At 51.7% G+C, this 17,610-nt stretch carries 16 protein-coding genes; 8 read left to right on the forward strand and 8 right to left on the reverse strand.

Annotated features, from left to right (window positions below; genetic code table 11):
* The first annotated feature begins 29 nt into the window (after nt 1-29).
* From atpA to CA948_RS15325, 4 genes are all read left to right on the forward strand, one after another.
* A complete protein-coding gene (gene atpA / locus CA948_RS15310) occupies nt 30-1,571 on the forward strand; it encodes a F0F1 ATP synthase subunit alpha (protein WP_094197900.1) in 1,542 nt (513 codons plus the stop codon).
* 94 nt (nt 1,572-1,665) lie between these two features.
* Nucleotides 1,666-2,574, forward strand: a complete 909-nt coding sequence (gene atpG, locus CA948_RS15315; RefSeq protein ID WP_094197899.1) for a F0F1 ATP synthase subunit gamma — start codon at nt 1,666-1,668, stop codon at nt 2,572-2,574.
* A 44-nt stretch (nt 2,575-2,618) separates the two neighbouring features.
* Nucleotides 2,619-4,040, forward strand: coding sequence for a F0F1 ATP synthase subunit beta (gene atpD / locus CA948_RS15320; protein WP_042486019.1), 1,422 nt, complete (start codon nt 2,619-2,621; stop codon nt 4,038-4,040).
* Nucleotides 4,041-4,052: 12 nt separating this feature from the next.
* Nucleotides 4,053-4,475: a F0F1 ATP synthase subunit epsilon gene (locus CA948_RS15325; protein WP_094197897.1), complete on the forward strand. Its 423-nt coding sequence runs from the start codon at nt 4,053-4,055 to the stop codon at nt 4,473-4,475.
* A gap of 290 nt (nt 4,476-4,765) precedes the next feature.
* Here the strand turns inward: CA948_RS15325 and rfbD are convergent, their stop codons facing one another.
* Together rfbD and rfbC are read right to left on the reverse strand one after the other, a co-directional pair.
* Complete coding sequence (rfbD, locus tag CA948_RS15330; RefSeq protein ID WP_108728450.1) at nt 4,766-5,692, reverse strand: dTDP-4-dehydrorhamnose reductase; 927 nt, start codon at nt 5,690-5,692, stop codon at nt 4,766-4,768.
* A 4-nt stretch (nt 5,693-5,696) separates the two neighbouring features.
* Nucleotides 5,697-6,245: a dTDP-4-dehydrorhamnose 3,5-epimerase gene (gene rfbC, locus CA948_RS15335; RefSeq protein WP_108728451.1), complete on the reverse strand. Its 549-nt coding sequence runs from the start codon at nt 6,243-6,245 to the stop codon at nt 5,697-5,699.
* A gap of 195 nt (nt 6,246-6,440) precedes the next feature.
* Here rfbC and CA948_RS15340 point away from each other — a divergent pair, with 195 nt between their 5' ends.
* Complete coding sequence (locus tag CA948_RS15340) at nt 6,441-7,553, forward strand: glycosyltransferase (protein ID WP_108728452.1); 1,113 nt, start codon at nt 6,441-6,443, stop codon at nt 7,551-7,553.
* 14 nt (nt 7,554-7,567) lie between these two features.
* Here the strand turns inward: CA948_RS15340 and rfbA are convergent, their stop codons facing one another.
* From rfbA to CA948_RS15360, 4 genes are read right to left on the reverse strand one after another with little or no spacing between them, the layout of a single operon-like run.
* On the reverse strand, nt 7,568-8,458 hold the full coding sequence (gene rfbA / locus CA948_RS15345; RefSeq protein ID WP_108728453.1) for a glucose-1-phosphate thymidylyltransferase RfbA: 891 nt from the start codon (nt 8,456-8,458) through the stop codon (nt 7,568-7,570).
* Nucleotides 8,455-9,522, reverse strand: coding sequence for a dTDP-glucose 4,6-dehydratase (rfbB, locus tag CA948_RS15350; protein ID WP_108728454.1), 1,068 nt, complete (start codon nt 9,520-9,522; stop codon nt 8,455-8,457). The genes rfbA and rfbB overlap by 4 nt, the downstream gene beginning before the upstream one ends.
* A 26-nt stretch (nt 9,523-9,548) precedes the next feature.
* Nucleotides 9,549-10,793, reverse strand: a complete 1,245-nt coding sequence (locus CA948_RS15355; protein WP_108728455.1) for a flippase — start codon at nt 10,791-10,793, stop codon at nt 9,549-9,551.
* Nucleotides 10,794-10,796: 3 nt separating this feature from the next.
* Nucleotides 10,797-12,062, reverse strand: a complete 1,266-nt coding sequence (locus CA948_RS15360) for an O-antigen ligase family protein (RefSeq protein ID WP_108728456.1) — start codon at nt 12,060-12,062, stop codon at nt 10,797-10,799.
* Between the two features lie 259 nt (nt 12,063-12,321).
* On the opposite strand from CA948_RS15360, the gene CA948_RS15365 reads away from it, so the two are divergent.
* Nucleotides 12,322-13,509, forward strand: a complete 1,188-nt coding sequence (locus CA948_RS15365) for an exopolysaccharide biosynthesis polyprenyl glycosylphosphotransferase (RefSeq protein ID WP_159086144.1) — start codon at nt 12,322-12,324, stop codon at nt 13,507-13,509.
* On the opposite strand, the gene CA948_RS15370 is transcribed toward CA948_RS15365, so the two are convergent.
* Together CA948_RS15370 and CA948_RS15375 are read right to left on the reverse strand one after the other, a co-directional pair.
* Complete coding sequence (locus CA948_RS15370; RefSeq protein WP_159086145.1) at nt 13,506-14,366, reverse strand: glycosyltransferase family 2 protein; 861 nt, start codon at nt 14,364-14,366, stop codon at nt 13,506-13,508. The genes CA948_RS15365 and CA948_RS15370 overlap by 4 nt on opposite strands.
* Before the next feature lie 5 nt (nt 14,367-14,371).
* Nucleotides 14,372-15,127, reverse strand: coding sequence for a glycosyltransferase family 2 protein (locus CA948_RS15375; protein WP_159086146.1), 756 nt, complete (start codon nt 15,125-15,127; stop codon nt 14,372-14,374).
* Between the two features lie 854 nt (nt 15,128-15,981).
* On the opposite strand from CA948_RS15375, the gene CA948_RS15380 reads away from it, so the two are divergent.
* Together CA948_RS15380 and CA948_RS15385 are read left to right on the forward strand one after the other, a co-directional pair.
* Nucleotides 15,982-16,782, forward strand: coding sequence for a glycosyltransferase (locus tag CA948_RS15380; RefSeq protein WP_203226724.1), 801 nt, complete (start codon nt 15,982-15,984; stop codon nt 16,780-16,782).
* Between the two features lie 69 nt (nt 16,783-16,851).
* A complete protein-coding gene (locus CA948_RS15385) occupies nt 16,852-17,610 on the forward strand; it encodes an ABC transporter permease (protein WP_275263474.1) in 759 nt (252 codons plus the stop codon).

Below are 17,610 nucleotides of genomic sequence, written 5' to 3' on the forward strand. Positions count from 1 at the left end.
TCAGTAAACAGGATTTCAGGAGTCTGAACATGCAACTTAATCCGTCCGAGATCAGCGAACTGCTCAAGAGCCGCATCGAAGGCCTGGGCGCGTCGACTGACGTTCGTACACAAGGTACGGTCGTATCCGTGACCGACGGTATTACGCGTATCCACGGTTTGTCCGATGTGATGCAGGGCGAAATGCTCGAATTTCCGAACAACACGTTCGGTCTGGCCCTTAACCTCGAGCGCGACTCTGTCGGCGCCGTGATTCTGGGTGAATACACCGGTGTTTCCGAAGGCGACGCAGTTAAAACAACTGGCCGCATTCTGGAAGTACCCGTTGGCCCCGAACTGCTGGGTCGTGTGGTTGATACTCTGGGTATGCCTATCGACGGCAAGGGCCCGATCAACGCCAAGATGACAGACGTCATCGAGAAAGTGGCTCCTGGCGTTATTGCCCGTGAGTCCGTCTCCCAGCCCATGCAGACCGGCACGAAAGCCGTGGACTCCATGGTGCCAATTGGCCGTGGTCAGCGCGAACTGATCATTGGTGACCGTCAGACCGGTAAAACTGCCGTGGCTGTGGACACCATCATTGCTCAAAAGGGCAATGGCGTTAAATGTATCTACGTTGCCGTGGGCCAAAAAGCCTCCACGATCAACAACGTGGTGCGCAAGCTCGAAGAGCACGGTGCTCTGGAGTACACGATTGTTGTGGCCGCCTCGGCTTCCGAGTCCGCCGCCATGCAATACCTGGCTCCTTACTCCGGTTGCACCATGGGTGAATACTTCCGTGATCGTGGCGAAGACGCCCTGATCATTTATGACGACTTGACCAAGCAAGCTTGGGCCTACCGTCAAGTATCCCTGTTGCTGCGTCGCCCACCAGGCCGTGAAGCCTACCCTGGCGACGTGTTCTACCTGCACTCCCGTCTGCTCGAGCGCGCTGCTCGTGTGAACGCCGAGTACGTAGAAAAATTCACTAACGGTGAAGTGAAGGGCAAGACCGGTTCGTTGACCGCACTGCCTATCATTGAAACGCAAGCCGGTGACGTTTCCGCTTTCGTTCCAACCAACGTGATTTCGATTACTGACGGTCAGATCTTCCTGGAGTCCGACCTGTTCAACGCGGGTGTTCGTCCTGCTATTAACGCCGGTATTTCGGTGTCCCGCGTGGGTGGCGCTGCTCAGACCAAGGTCATCAAGAAGCTGTCCGGCGGTATTCGTACCGACTTGGCTCAGTACCGTGAATTGGCCGCGTTTGCTCAGTTTGCTTCCGACCTGGATGACGCAACCCGTCGCCAGCTGGAGCGTGGTAAGCGCGTGGTCGAACTGCTCAAGCAGCCCCAGTACCAGCCTTTGGCTGTGTGGGAACTGGCCGTGAGCCTGTACGCTGTGAACAACGGTTACTTCGACGATCTGGAAGTCGCTCAGGTTCTGCCTTTCGAAAAAGGCCTGAAAGATCACCTGCGCAGCAAGTTCGCTGCTCTGGTTGAGCGTATCGAAAGCAAGAAGGAACTGGGTAAAGAAGACGAGGCTGAGTTGGTTGCAGCCATCCAGGACTTCAAAAAGCACGGCGCTTTCTAATCATTGTTGGCAGGCGCCGGAAACCCCGGCGTCATGATTAGCGGGAGTCGACAGCCTAGTTGGGCTCCCGATAATGCCCTTACAGGAAAGTGTGATGGCCGGAATCAAGGAAATTCGTACTAAGATCAAGAGCGTGCAAAACACGTCCAAGATCACCAAAGCCATGGAGATGGTGGCAGCATCCAAGATGCGCAAGGCGCAAGAGCGGATGCGTGCTGGCCGTCCCTATGCAGACAAGGTGCGCGAGATTGCTTCGCATCTGATGCAGGCGCACCCCGACTACACTCACCCCTACATGGTTGAGCCCGCCGAAGTCAAATCGGTAGGTATCGTGGTTGTCAGCACGGACAAAGGTCTGTGTGGCGGCCTGAACACCAATATTTTGCGTCTGGTACTTGCGCGTGTTCGCGAGTTTGAAGACAAAGGTATTAGCGTTCAGACAACGGCTCTGGGTGGTAAAGCTGCTGGAACATTGGCGCGTGTTGGTGCCAATCTGGTTTCTCAGGAAGTGGGCTTGGGCGATGCGCCTAACCTGGAACGTCTGATTGGCGCTATTAAAGTGCAGATCGATGACTTCGTGGAAGGCCGTATTGATGCTGTTTATCTGGCGACCAGCCGCTTTGTCAATACGATGAAGCAGGACCCAACATTTATTCGCTTGTTGCCTTTGCCTTCCGGTCTGAAAGATCCTTTCCAGGCTGGCGATCAGGTAGACGCTCAAGAAAGTGTTAACGCTTCCGAGTACGGTTGGGATTACATCTACGAACCCGATGCCAAGTCGGTTATTGACGATTTGCTGATGCGTTACGTAGAGGGTCTGGTGTATCAGGCCGTTGCCGAGAACATGGCCTCTGAGCAGTCTGCCCGTATGGTGGCCATGAAAGCCGCGTCGGACAATGCCAAGACCGTTATCGGTGATCTTCAGCTGGTCTATAACAAGACTCGCCAGGCAGCGATTACGAAAGAAATCTCTGAAATCGTGGGGGGTGCCGCCGCTGTGTAATCACGGCAAGGCACACCATCAAAGTTATATTGCAAGGACTCAACATGAGCAACGGTACCATCGTTCAGTGCATCGGCGCCGTGGTGGATATTCAGTTCCCCCGCGACAGCATCCCTAAAGTCTACGAAGCATTGACTCTCGTTGACGAAAGTTCGGCTTTCGCAGAAAAAGGCCTGACTTTTGAAGTACAGCAACAATTGGGTGACGGTGTAGTTCGCACCATCGCCATGGGCTCCAGCGACGGCCTGCGTCGCGGTATGGAAGTGGCCGGTTCGGGCGCTCCTATCTCCGTACCTGTGGGTGTTGGCACCCTGGGCCGCATTATGGACGTTCTGGGTCGCCCGATCGACGAAGTCGGCCCTATCCAGTCTGACGAGCGTCGCGCCATTCACCAGGCTGCTCCTACTTTCGACGAACTGTCGCCTTCCGTAGAGCTGCTGGAAACCGGTATTAAAGTGATTGACCTGGTTTGCCCGTTCGCCAAGGGTGGTAAGGTTGGTCTGTTCGGTGGTGCCGGTGTGGGCAAGACCGTGAACATGCTGGAGCTGATCAACAACATCGCCAAGGCACACAGCGGTTTGTCCGTGTTTGCCGGTGTGGGTGAGCGTACCCGTGAAGGTAACGACTTCTACCACGAAATGGCTGATGCTGGCGTTATCCAGATGGACAACCTGAGCGAGTCCAAAGTGGCCATGGTGTTCGGTCAGATGAACGAACCTCCAGGCAACCGTCTGCGCGTGGCACTGTCCGGTCTGACCATGGCCGAGAAGTTCCGTGACGAAGGCCGTGACATCCTGTTCTTTGTGGACAACATCTACCGCTACACGCTGGCCGGTACCGAAGTGTCTGCTCTGCTGGGTCGTATGCCTTCCGCAGTGGGTTACCAGCCTACGCTGGCCGAGGAAATGGGTAAGCTGCAAGAGCGTATTACCTCCACCAAGACCGGTTCGATTACGTCCATCCAGGCCGTTTACGTTCCAGCCGATGACTTGACTGACCCATCGCCTGCTACGACCTTCCTGCACTTGGACTCCACCGTTGTGTTGTCTCGTGACATTGCTGCTCTGGGTATTTACCCCGCTGTGGATCCTCTGGACTCCACCAGCCGTCAGCTGGACCCACAAGTTGTGGGTGAAGAGCACTACGCAGTGGCTCGCGGTGTTCAGCAAACGCTGCAGCGCTACAAGGAATTGCGCGATATTATCGCCATTTTGGGTATGGACGAGCTGTCTCCAGAAGACAAGCAGGCTGTTGCCCGCGCTCGTAAGATCCAGCGCTTCCTGTCTCAGCCTTTCCACGTGGCAGAAGTGTTTACCGGCTCGCCTGGTAAATATGTTCCACTGGCTGAAACCCTGCGCGGCTTCAAGATGATCGTCGACGGCGAGTGTGATGCTCTGCCAGAACAGGCATTCTACATGGTCGGTTCCATCGACGAGGCTTTCGAAAAAGCCAAGACTATTCAGTAATAAGGATTACTCATGGCTAAGCTTCATGTTGACGTGGTCAGTGCCGAAGAATCGATCTTTTCCGGTGAGGCAAAGTTCGTGGCGCTGCCCGGCGAGGCTGGAGAGCTGGGTATTTTGCCCGGACACACTCCACTGATCTCGCGGATTCGTCCCGGCACGCTGAAGATCGTTATGGACGATGGCAGCGAAGAGCATATCTTTGTCGCTGGCGGCATACTCGAGGTTCAGCCTGGGAAAGTCACTGTATTGTCGGATACCGCGATTCGCGCACACGACTTGGATGAAGCAAAGGCCCTGGAAGCCCGCAAACATGCGGAAGAGGCCCTGCGCAACACCAAGGACAAGGCCGACATCGCTGTTGTGGAAGCCGAGCTGGCCATGCTGGCCGCTCAAGCTGCTGCAGCACGACGCCTGCGTGACGTGCGCAAGCACTGATCTCAAGTCGGTAGCATCCGCAAAAAAGCCACCCCTAAGGGTGGCTTTTTTGTGTTTGGTGTAGACAGAAGGGTGGGGTTGAATATCTACTTTTTCTGACTGTAACTGTAACTGTAACTGCAACTGCAACTGCAACTGCAACTGCACCCGCCCGCCTCAGCGGCGACTATGTCAGAGATATGGGCGGGGATACCAAGTGGCAGTTGGTGTGCCTGATTTATTGGACCCAGCTATCGCAGCACAGAATAAGCACACCATCAGCTTGGCCTGTTGCAGTCATGCGGCATGATTCACCGCATCTGTTTCAGGGCAAGCAGGCTTTGCTTGATGCCGCGCCGCCAGTCTCTTTCGATAGCTTGTGCCCCTAGCAAAGCATCCAGCCTGCCTTGTTGCAGACTGGATTGCGCCGGCCGCTTGGCAGGTGTTGGGTACTGGTTAGTAGAGATAGCGGTCAACGTTGGTGTTTGTGCCAACAGATCAAGTTTGACTGCCTGGTCAAAGATTTCTTGGGCAAAGCCATACCAGCTTACAGAGGGTTGGCCAGCAAAATGGTAGACACCTGATGGGGACTGCTGCTTGCCGGTGCCCTGTTTGGACTCACACAGCCGTTCTGCCAGTTGAAGTAACACTTGAGCAATATGTGGCGCGTAGCTAGGGCCACCAATCTGGTCATCAACAATGCTCAGTTCAGTGCGTTCCCGCCCCAGGCGTAGCATGGTCTTCAGAAAGTTGTTTCCAAACTGGCTGAATACCCAACTGGTGCGCAAAATGATGGACGAGGGCAGGGCGGCCAGGACTGCCTGCTCGCCCGCCAACTTACTTTGTCCATAGACGCTGGCAGGGCAGGTAGGAGCATCTTCGGCATAGGGTTGGCTTGCCAGGCCGTCAAACACATAGTCAGTGGAGACATGAATAAGCGCTATGCCGCGTTCGGCGCAGGCAGCGGCCAGAAGGTCGGGAGCTATACCGTTGATCAGATGTGCTGTCTCTGGTTCGGACTCTGCCTTGTCGACAGCGGTGTAGGCAGCTGTGTTGATGACGACATCAGGACGATGCTGTTTCAATGCCAAAGCAATGGAGCCAGCTTGAGTAATGTCCAGCTCAGCACGTCCAAGCAGGGCAAGCTCGACACTTGGATGGATGTTCGCACTCAAGCAAGCCAAGGATTGGCCTAGTTGACCGTGAGCCCCGGTAATCAGGATGACAGGACCTGCCATGGGCTCAGGCCTTGCCTTGTGCTACGAGCTGGCTCAGCACAGGATAGTGTTTGTCCTTCTCGGACAATCGAGGGTTCTGAATAGGCCAGTCTATTGCTACCTCAGGGCAGTCCCAAGCCAGCCCGCTTTCATCCTGTGGGAAGTAAAAATCGGTGCATTTGTAGCTGAAGTCGGCAAAGTCCGATAGCACGCAAAAACCGTGGGCATAGCCTGGGGGGATCCACAGCTGCTTATGATTCGATTCGCTCAGCTCAACACCGACATACTGGCCAAAAGTGGATGAGTCTGGCTGTATATCTACGGCCACATCGTATACTGCTCCCCGACTGACGCTAACCAGCTTGCCTTGAGGCCGGGTTCTCTGAAAATGCAGCCCCCGTAGCACTCCCTTTTCAGAACGTGAAAAGTTGTCTTGTACAAAGGAAAGGCTGATCCCCGCTTGCTCTTGATAACGTTGCTGATGGTAGGTTTCTTTGAAGAGCCCGCGTTCGTCACCAAAAACAGTGGGTTCAATGATCAGAACGCCCGCCAGGCGAGTGGGATAAATGGTCATGTTGATATGGGGTGAGGTGCTTGAGTGGCCGCGTCAATACAGAGCCGGGCGAAGGCGCGCTAAGCAAGTGTTTCTAAGGCCAGCATGGGATTGTAATTTGCTGGTGGCTGGTATGCGCTGCTGATGGAAATTGTATCTATTTAGGTTTTTTTTAGCTATCGTGGATGGCTTGGCAAAACACTGGACGACAGCAGGATGGTTGTTTTTATTCGCTCGTACTTACGGCATGTGGATGGCAAACTGGCCAAGTACTTGAAGGTGCTAGATGAGGCCCAAATTCCTTATCACTTTGTGGGATGGGAGCGTGGTGCGGTTCCGGCACAAAAAAACAGCAACGATACCTATTATTCGCGCCCGGGGGCTTTAGGTGCCGGGTGGCGCAGTCTGATTGGTATCTTTTTCTGGAACCTGTTTGTATTGCGCTGGTTGCTCAAGAACAACCGTAACGTAGATCTGGTCCATGCGATTGATCTGGATACGGCTATGGCTGTAAAGGTATATGCCGCTTTATGTCGCAAGCCATGGATTTTTGATGTCTACGATAAGTACAGCTCGCTGCGTTATTTTCCTGGGGCTTTGGGCAGGTGGGTCGATAAGTTGGAGAACTACCTATTGAAGACTGCCAATGCAGGGATTTTGGCTGATCCCTGTCGGTTTGAGCAACATGGGCTTAGTCCGAGTTCGCTGCCTTCCGTCATGGTGCTGGAGAACGTGCCTCAAAAATCAGAGGTGCAGGAGTACGTTCCTGTGTCGGATCAACAGCCTGTCAAAATTGCTTATTTTGGTGTGCTGGAGGCCAAAAATCGAGGTCTGGAAGATTTGCTGGCTGCCTGTGAACAATTGCCGGCCTGTGAGTTGCATGTGGCTGGCTATGGCCCGTTGGCTGACTTGTTTACGCGGTCGGCCCAACAATACTCACATATCCATTACTACGGGGCTCAAAGCTCGGTGCAAGGGTTACAGATAATGCAGTCCTGTCAGATTGTGGTGGGGATGTATTACAAACGAGTGCCCAATCATTTATTTGCAGCACCCAATAAGTACTACGAGCATTTGATGTTAGGCCGGGCCATGCTGACGACGGCGGGAATTCCAACGGCAGACAAAGTGCGTACTTATCAGACGGGGTGGGCTGTTGAGGAAGGTCAGCAGGCAATTGCGGCGTGGTTGCAAGGGTTGGATAGGCAGCAGATTCAGGCTGCGGCCGCACGTGCCCGCCAGGTATGGCAGGGCCAGTACGCCGATTATTTTGACCAACATTATGCTGGTCAGTATTTGCAAACGGTCCGAGCCTTGCGACGGGTTTAATTACTATAGGCTTTTTAGGCTGTTTTTTTCGACGCAGGCTCATCTTGCAGCAGCTTGTGCAAGTATTGGCCATATTCGGTTTTTGCCAGGGCTTGGGCTTGTTGTTCCAGGTCTGAGCGACTAAGCCACCCTTGCCTGAAACCGATCTCTTCCAGGCAAGCGATTTTCAAGCCTTGGCGATGTTCGATAGTACGAACAAAACTTCCCGCCTCTTGCAGGCTTTCGTGCGTACCTGTGTCCAGCCAGGCAAAGCCTCGGCCTAACAAGCTGACATGCAAGCTGTTTTGCTGCAGGTAGACATTGTTGACGTCCGTGATTTCCAGTTCGCCCCGTGCAGAAGGGCGTACTTGCCGTGCAATATCAACGACCGAGTTATCGTAAAAGTACAAACCCGTTACCGCGAAGTTTGACTTGGGCTGCTGGGGTTTCTCTTCAATTGAAATTGCTTTGGCCTGTGGATCGAACTCGACCACTCCGAAACGCTCGGGATCACTGACTTGATAGCCAAAAATAGTGGCGCCCTGCTCACGCTGGGCTGCTTCTTTCAGCATCTGGCTGAAACCATAGCCGTAAAAAATATTGTCCCCCAGGATCAGGCTGACGCGATCAGACCCAATAAAGTCGGCACCAATCAGAAAGGCTTGAGCCAGGCCGTCGGGGGAGGGTTGCTCTGCATAGCTAAGCTGGACACCGAATTTGCTGCCATCACCTAGCAAGGTGCGAAAGCTGGGCAGGTCGGTGGGGGTAGAAATAATCAGGATTTCCCGTATGCCCGCCAACATCAGCACGGACAAGGGATAGTAGATCATGGGCTTGTCGTAGATAGGCAATAGCTGTTTGGAAACACCCAGAGTAATAGGGTGCAAGCGGGTTCCAGACCCACCAGCGAGAATAATGCCTTTCATGATTCTGTCTGACCTAAGCGATGGAGCTGATAACGGCCGTTCAGGATGCGCTCCCACCAGCCTGAATTGTCTAAATACCATTGGACGGTTTTGCGTAAACCTGTCTCAAAGGTTTCCTGCGGTTTCCAGCCGAGTTCCCGCTCGATTTTACCGGCGTCGATAGCGTAGCGTTGATCATGCCCAGGTCGGTCCTGGACGAAGGTGATCAAGTCGGCGTAGTGTTGCAGGCCCTTGGGCTTTTCCGGGGCTAACTCTTCAAGCAAGGCGCAGATCTGCTGCACCACATAAATATTTTCTTGCTCGTTATGGCCACCGATATTGTAGGTTTCTCCTACTTGGCCTTTTTCCAGCACCGTTAAGAGCGCGCGGACATGGTCTTCCACGTAGAGCCAATCCCGGATCTGTTTACCTTCTCCGTAGACGGGCAGAGCCTGTGCTTTAAGTGCATTCAGGATCATGTGTGGAATCAGCTTCTCGGGGAAGTGATAGGGACCGTAGTTGTTGGAACAGTTACTGATCACAGTAGGCAGGCCATAACTACGTTGCCAAGCTCTGACTAGGTGGTCCGAGCTGGCTTTGCTGGCGGAGTAAGGTGAGCTGGGAGCGTAGGGCATCGTTTCTACAAACAGACCTTTTGTATTGTGCAGGTCGCCATAGACCTCGTCAGTCGAGATGTGGTGAAAGCGGAAGCGCGATTTTTTGGGCTCCGGCAGTTCATTCCAATAGTGGCGGGCGCACTCCAAAAGAGTGCTGGTGCCAACGATATTGGTTTGTATAAATGCGGCGGGGCCATCCAGAGAGCGATCAACATGGGACTCAGCAGCTAGATGCATGATGGCGTCTGGCTGAAATTTCTGCAGCAAGGCTTGGATAGCCGCAGCATCTTGAATGTCATGCTGAGCGAACTGATACCGTGGGTCGTTCTGAACGGCTGCCAGGGACTCCAGATTGCCTGCGTACGTCAGCTTGTCGACATTAAGAACATGGTGCTCTGTGGCCTGGATCAGGTGACGGACCAATGCTGAGCCAATAAAGCCGGCGCCACCGGTAACGAGAATATGCATGACGATAAAGTAGCGTTCCGTAAGGCTTAGCGATAACGTTTAGCCAGAATTAAAAGGGCAAGGCAGTCTACGATAACCCGGCTGGTCCAAGCAATTGCGGCGCCCAGCAAGCCAAAGTGGGAAATCAAGACATAGAGTAAAGCTATATATGGCAGGATCTCGGCTAAGTGTACATAGGCGGTAATGTGAGCGTGTCCCTTGGCTTGAATAACCGTGTACGGGATCTGGGCGATGGCATTGAAAAAGAAGCCCACCAGCAAAATCTGTAGCAGGGGTACCGATTGTTCAACGTAGGCCTCACCCAGCCAAAGCAGGATAATCCACTTTGCTTCAATGATGCCCACCAGGCTGATCAGCCCACAGACTCCCAACAGCAAGAGATACGTCAGACGAGTTTCTTGGCGAGCATCTTTCTGTGCGCTGATCAAAGGGAAGATTACTCGGACCACAGCACCCGGAATATTCAATAAACGTGTAATGGCTTCTGCGGGCGCCGTATAGAAGCTGACGGTAGTTGCGCCGTTCAGGTTGGATAGCAGGAAGCGATCAAAATACACCATTAATGGGCTGATCACGTTGCTGACTGTCAGCCAGCCGCCAAAGCGTAGCAAACCATGGGCCTGTTGTCTGTCCCAGTGCCACAGACCTTTGCGAAGAGAAGTGGGCAGTGCCCAGAAATAGGCCAATATGCAGGTAATCAGACGTCCGACGAACAGGCCCAATACGGCAAAGCTTAGGTTGGCCTGATACAGGATGGCCAGCAACGGCAGTATCGCAAGCAGCAGGCCGCTGATGGTGCGCTGAATATTGACCTGCTTGAAGTCGGACAAGCCTTCGAGATATGACAGCCAGACTGCTTGCAAAAGCAGGAATGGCAGGCTAAGCGCCATTAGTCGAAAGGCGAACAGGCTGTCGGCGCGAAGGTCTGGGCTGATGTTGAGCCATTGCACCAGCAAGGGGCTGAATAGGAGGACCAGGGCTGCAGCGACACCGCTACTGAGCAGGATCAGCAAGGTAGCGGTGCCCAGAATGGACTGGATTTGTTGAGTTTGCTTGTCTGCCATGGCAATGGCTCTGATCAAAGCGCGGCTGATCCCCAAGTCAAACATGCTGGCATAGCCAATCAAGGCAAAGAGCAGGGTGTAAATACCAAAAGGTTCCAGGCCCAAAATGCGTGCCATCATGCCCATAGAGGGTAAGAAGGCGAACATGAGCACCATATAGGAGCTCAGGTTCCAGAATGAATTACCTAATAGTTTTTTGGCAGACATAGCCTAAGGCTCAGACCGCAGTTTGGCTTGATTGGGGTAAATTTGGCTCCAGAACAATGCGACGCTGATCAGTAGGAACAAAAGCGTATTGTTGCGTTCCATCATGTTCTGGGTCAGGTTCGCTAGTGTGTATATGGTAATAACGGTACTGCCACAGACCGCATAAGCGCGAATATGTGGTTCAGCAGCATGCACGCGGCGAATAAAACCGTAAAAACAGTACAGCAGAAGAGAGACCTGCAGTAGCAGTCCTGCCAGCCCTAAATCTACCCAGGTTTCAATGTAGTTGTTATGCGAATTGGCCAAGTTCAGGACTACGGCATCAGCTTGTCCGGCCTTGACCAGTTCGGTGAGTGCCTGCTCGTGCTGTTGATAGGACCAGCCAGAGAGGGGGCGTTCTTGGATCAGCCTCCAGTTGGCTTGCCAGATCGCAAACCTGGCACCGATGGACGTGTTGGAGTTGCCAGCCTCAAACTGCTCGATATCGTGCTGTGCCAGAGCGATGCGTGATTGGATCGTATCGGTTTGCCAGAGAATGCTGGCGCTTAGGGCGGCGGCCAGAGAAAGAATGGCTATGCCGCGTCGAAAATGTTGCTTGGGCAAGTAGGCGTAGGCAAGAATCCAAAGTACGGCAGGCAGAGCAATCCAGCCGCCACGGCTGCCGGCTAATAGTGACAGGATGAACCCTGCCAGGCAACCCAGGAGTGACACAATAAGGATAGGGATAGAGCGTTGTGCTTGGCCAAGTTGGCTTAATAGCGCTGTCAGACAAAAGCAAGCCAGGCTAAGGGCGATATTGCCGAACTGGATGGCCCCGGTATAACCATAGATCCGACCGTCATGCAGAGGGCCGCCATATTGGGCAGGAATGATCCATAAAGCAGACAAGCTGCCCAACGAAAAGCAAACCCAAATTGCATGGCTATGCAGACGGCGAGAGCTGAGCATTAAAAAAATGGGGATCAGTAACAGATAGCGGCTAAGCAGATCCAGTTGATTACTGGGGTTCTGGTGTAGAAACCAAATCAGAAGCCCATTGGCAAAGGTCAGGGCCAGTATCCAGTACAAGCCGCGACTGATGTTCTGGCTTTGCAAAGACTGGCTGGATTGTAAAGAGTTCAGATACCAGCACAGGGCCGTGACCAGAAGCAGAATTACCCCTGCCGAGTAAACATTGCGGGTGGAGAGCAGGCCGATGAAAAACAGGCTTAAGCCCAAGTGAGCGGCCGCATTAAATGAAAAAAGAGACTTGGATACGGGCTCGGACATAAAGGGGGCTGTCAGAAATTTGCAGGAGCAATAGTGAGTCAACAGACTTGGCCAGTAAGGTGACTTTATACAGTCAGTACGCCAAGTAAATCTGCCTGCGTCTGGTTGGGGCGACACAGGAGCGACGTATAATTGGCGCGTAAACGGTCTATTTTAGGTTATTAGTGCTTCGATGAATCAAATAAAAATCAGGCGGTTTAAGCGTTTGCACGAGATACTCCTATTATCCGGGCCAAGCTCGTGGTTGATTGGATTCGCCGTGGTGGTGCTTGTCCCTGTTTTGTTGTTGTGGGGATGGGGGCCTTTGTGGAGCTTGGATAACGGGCAGCGTACCGCACTGATTCTGGTGATCGTGGCCTTCGTAGCTTGCAAGCTGTTGATTGATAAAAGCCAACAAGGCTATCCGGGAGCGCGTAGTGCCTGGCTGATTATTCCCACGGTGGGCGTGACCTATGCCCTTATTTACACCACCAGCTTTGTATTTCGTTACGACGCTTCGCGAGCCTTGTTGTTAAGCAGCAGTTTTCTGGCATTGGCATGGTTCTTGTTGGAGAGCGTGTTTACCAGTCGTTATCGGGTACTGAAATTGGCGATTGTTCCTGGGGGAGAGGCCGAAACCTTGCTGGACCTGCCAGGCCTGGATGGTCGCTTGCTGAAAAACTATGATCTTGCCGGGTATCGCTATGATGGGGTGGCGGCGGACTTTTCCTGTATTCAGCCTGATGCAGAACGTTTCTTGACACGTTGTGCGCTGGACCGAGTGGCGGTCTATAACTCCAGACAGGTCTTTGAGTCGCTGACTGGGCGCGTCAAGATTGACCGTATGTCGGAAAACACGATTGGTTCTTTGCTACCGTCACGAGGCTACGAGATTGTGAAACTGATTGTTGACTATGCTATGGTCATTCTCAGTTCTGTGGTGGTGGTGCCGGTGTGCTTGTTGGCAATGCTGGCCATTCGCCTGGAAAGTCCTGGCAAGGTCATTTATTCTCAGCAGCGAATTGGTTTAGGAAATCGTGAGTTCACTATTTACAAGCTGCGTAGCATGCGTTTTGACCAGGATTGCGTGGTCGAGCAGTTCGCTGGGGAGGATGATCCGCGCATTACTCGTGTAGGCAAAATCATTCGTAAGTTACGCATTGATGAGCTGCCGCAGTTCTACAACGTGCTGCGAGGCGAGATGAGCTTGATTGGCCCTCGCCCAGAGCAACCTTCTTTTGTGCGGGAGTTCGACGAGAAGATCCCGTTTTATAGCTACCGTCATGTTGTGAAACCTGGTATTACCGGATGGGCACAAGTTCGTCAGGGTTATGTGGCCAATGAGGACGAGACACGCGTCAAGATCGAGCACGATTTTTACTACATCAAACACTGCTCGGTGATGCTGGATATTTATATCGTGTTTTTGACGGTGAAGACTATGCTTACTGGCTTTGGGGCGCGTTAGTGCTTGCCCGCCCAAAGGCGTTTAACAGTATTGCGAACAGGGCGAGTTATGCTGGCCAATCCACTATAAGCGGTAAATATAAGGTAACCGACTTTACCATAACGCTTGCGTAGATAGGTACGCAAGCCGTTGCTATAGCATTGGCTACGAAAAGATGAGTCGCTGAAGGTGCCTCCCGCTTCATGAAAATAGCGTGCTGCTGGAATATGGTAGGACATAATACCGATCTCCCTGGCGCGGAATTGCAGGTCAGTTTCTTCAAAATATAAAAAAAATTGTTCATCAAAACCACCCAGGGCGGTGTATTGCTCTCGGCCTATCAGTAGCAAGCTTCCTGATACGTGATCGACTTGTGTGGGGCTGGTGTATGCATCTCGGCTTTGCAATAAACGCCCCAAACCCAAAGCTTTCAAGAACAAGGTGTAGCAGTTTGGAAAACGTTCGAAGGAAAATTCCGGGCGCCCTCTTGCGTCTAGTGCTAATCCGCCAAGAATAGGTAGGGGTTTGTAAGGGTATGCGCTCAGGAACTGTTCAAATATGCTCAGTACGTTGGTCTGCAGGCGAGCATCCGGGTTGATTAGCAGGATGTAGGGGGCCTGAGTTTGAGCAACACCGATATTGCAGGCTTTGCCAAAGCCGTGGTTCTTGTTTGCTTGAATGATTTGGGCGTCAGGATGCTGCTCGGCAATTAGGCGGCAACTTTGGTCAGTAGACGCATTATCGACGATGGTGATGGAGTAGATGTGTGAAGAGCAGTGCTGCTTGATACTGTCAATAGTCTCGACAATTTTTTTGCTGCCGTTGTAATTCACTAGGATGAAGTCGACCCACGGTAGTGGCTGCTCGACATGGCTCATGGTGTCTAGGCTCGTTTCAAAGCTGCTTTCACTACGTAGTGAAACATTAAGTAGATAGACTGCACAAAAGGTAACTTTAGATGGCGACGATAAATTTGCCACGTCCATTGTATGGATTTGACTTTGTTGCCCGATAAACTGCTAGCACTGACACGATAGGCTGCCAGAACTTCCTGTAGTCCATGTGCTCCGCCTGCTTTACGAACCACTTCCAGCCACATTAGGTAGTCTTCATGGTGTACGGGTTGTTGATATACCTTTCCTATTGCATGGCAATCATACATGCCAGTCAGGTTGCCTATCGCATTTCCTTTTAGAAGGCTTGTGTAGCTTAACCAATTAGGTGGAGTGGTTGTGCTTTGCCATTCCGGGACTTGATTGAAACGGTAATAGGCAGTCATGGAAACGGTAGCGCTATTCTCCCGCATAGCACTGATTTGTCGGCTGAGCTTGTCTGGAAGCCAAAGATCATCAGCATCTAAAAAAGCAATGTATTTGCCTTGTGCAGCAGCAATGCCTGCGTTGCGTGCTGCTGCGACTCCTTGGTTTCTGACTTGCCGGATGAGCTTGATTCTAGGGTCTTTCCGTGCCTGCTCTGCTGTATAGTCCGCCGTATTGTCACTGGATCCATCGTCAATGACCAACAACTCCCAATATGGGTAGTTTTGTAGGCGTACAGACGCCAGGGAGTGGGGGAGGGTATGGGTAGCATTAAAGGCTGGCATGATAATGCTGACCGTAGCTGGCTGGATGGCGCTCATGGAGAGAGTGGCGCTAGTGTCGCGTATGAAAGAAATCGCTTGGTAGCTGTTTGTCAGGCAAGTTGCAAGGGAGGCGCTTGGCCCAAAGGTTTGTGTCTTAGCTTCGTGCATGCTTGATTTGGCCCGGTGCGGGGCCCAATGAGCAGCAAGGAAACGGCTAATTATTATAGTGGTTAACAACCTAAATTGTATGAATTTGAGCTCAGCTCTCAAGAGGCCTAGAGCGTTGAGAGAAAGTTTTTTTGTTGCATAGTGGCTGTTCGCGGACCCAGGAAATCTATATGATTTCGAGAATGGCGGGGTTGGGAAAAAGAACTTGTGACTTGTTCGCCTGAATGAGAAAATGGCTACGTCGTTTAATTTGGGTTTTTAAAAAAAATTATTGCTGTCTGCGGTGATAATTTGATCGTGATTATTTTTATTTAACTAATCACCACTTTTGCAGCCGCTCGGTTTTATTTTGTTTGAAAAAATAGACTCAGGGTAAGTGGCATCTACTTTATGGCTTGTTGATTAAAAAATATTAATTAATACAAGCTTTTGTTGTGTAGATCGTTGATTTCATTGGTTTATTTTAGATTTTTTTAGTATTTTCCCTATCAATGCATATTTTACTTGCTAAAACATAGGCTGTTTTTGATATGGTGCTCTTTCTGTGTTTCAGGAGTAGGTTTTTGGGTTGAGTGCTACCTTTCGCTTAAGGAATGTTACAGGTTGCTTTATATGGTCGGTTTAATGTTGTTCTAATAGACGATTAAATAACGCGGCTGATTAATTTTTAATGAGAATTATTTAGATTTGTTGTTGACGACTATACGCTCTCACCTTCTATGTCCACATTGTTTAGCTTGTTGATGTCCACCTACGACGGGGACGAACCGGAGCATTGTCGGTTGGCCCTGGAGAGTATCTGCCAGGGTAGTGTGCTGCCTGACGAGTTGGTGCTCGTGTTGGACGGTCCCGTATCCGAACCTCTGTTGACAGTCATAAAATCCTTCCAAGGGCGGCTGCCCCTGAAAATTGTGCCACTACCGAAAAACCGTGGTCTGGGCCCCGCTTTGGCCGAAGGGTTGTTGCACTGTCGTCATGAATGGGTAGCACGATTCGATACTGATGATTTATGCATGCCCGATCGCTTTGAGCGCCAGCTCGCTTTTATTCAGTCTCATCCTAGTATTGATGCTTTCAGCTCTTCGATTCTGGAGTTTGAGCATAGTTATCAAGAGCCGAATCTGCTGTTGAAATCCGTACCCTGTGGAGAGTTAGAGCTGACTCGTTATGCGCGGTGGCGCAATCCGTTCAACCATATGGCAGTCATGTTCCGTAAGCAACGTGTTCTGGAGGCTGGCAACTATCAGAATGATCAGTGTTTTGAGGACTATGCGCTGTGGGTGCGTTTGCTGTTGCAAGGTGCCCGGCTGGACAATATGAATGAGCCAACGGTCTGGGTACGAGCTGGGCGTAACATGATTGCTCGCCGCGGCGGACAACGATATGCGCGCCTTGAGTATGATATCCAGCGTAAGTTCCTGAACTGGGGCTTCACCAACATTTTTGAGTTCACCCGAAATTTAAGTATTAGAATCCCGGTGCGTTTACTCTCTGGCTCCTTGCGTGGAGCTATCTATGCTGGTCAACTGCGGCGCCGGACCTGACGGCAGACGACAGGCCAGTTTTTTCTAGGTTGCGGAATGAAACGATTTTTCAGCATTGGTTATCAGGATATGGCGCAGAGCTTGCGGTCCAGTAGTCTCTGGCTATTATTGGGATGGGTTGAAATCCGTCAACGATACGCTCGCTCGAAGATAGGCCCTTTTTGGCTGACAATCAGCATGGCGATTCTTGTAACCGCACTTGGGTTGGTGTATGGCACCTTGTTTAAGGCCAAGTTAAGTGAGTATCTACCTTTGTTGGCCATTGGTTTTGTGTTTTGGGCTTTTATCTCCACCACAATTAACGATGGCTGTAATGCGTACATCAGTGCGAGCCCCTATCTGAAGCAAGTACCGCTACCGCGTGGGCTTTTTGTGTTTCAGACCTTGTGGCGCAATATGATTGTGCTGGCGCACAACTTTGTGATCGTTATCCTGGTGCTGCTGATCTTTCAGATTGATTTCATTCATCAACTCCACTTTTTTGTGCTGGGGTTTGCTCTGGTTGTTTGGAATCTGATGTGGGCAGTTACGCTGTTAGCGTTGCTGTGTGCTCGTTTTCGGGACTTGCCCCAGATCGTAGCCAGTTTTATCCAGGTGATCTTTTACATTACCCCGATTCTGTTCAAGCGTGACATGCTGCAGAAATATCCTTTGTTGATTGATTTGAACCCTTTTGCGCATTTGATTGAAGTGGTTCGGGGTCCCCTGTTGGGCACTGCTGTACCTATGTTGAGCTGGATGGTTTGTCTAGGATTGGCTGTCCTTGGAACCTTGCTGAGTATTTTTATGCACGGAAAATATCGTGCGCGTATTCCGTACTGGGTCTAG

The sequence above is a fragment of the Alcaligenes aquatilis genome (genome assembly GCF_003076515.1).
Classification (GTDB): domain Bacteria; phylum Pseudomonadota; class Gammaproteobacteria; order Burkholderiales; family Burkholderiaceae_B; genus Alcaligenes; species Alcaligenes aquatilis.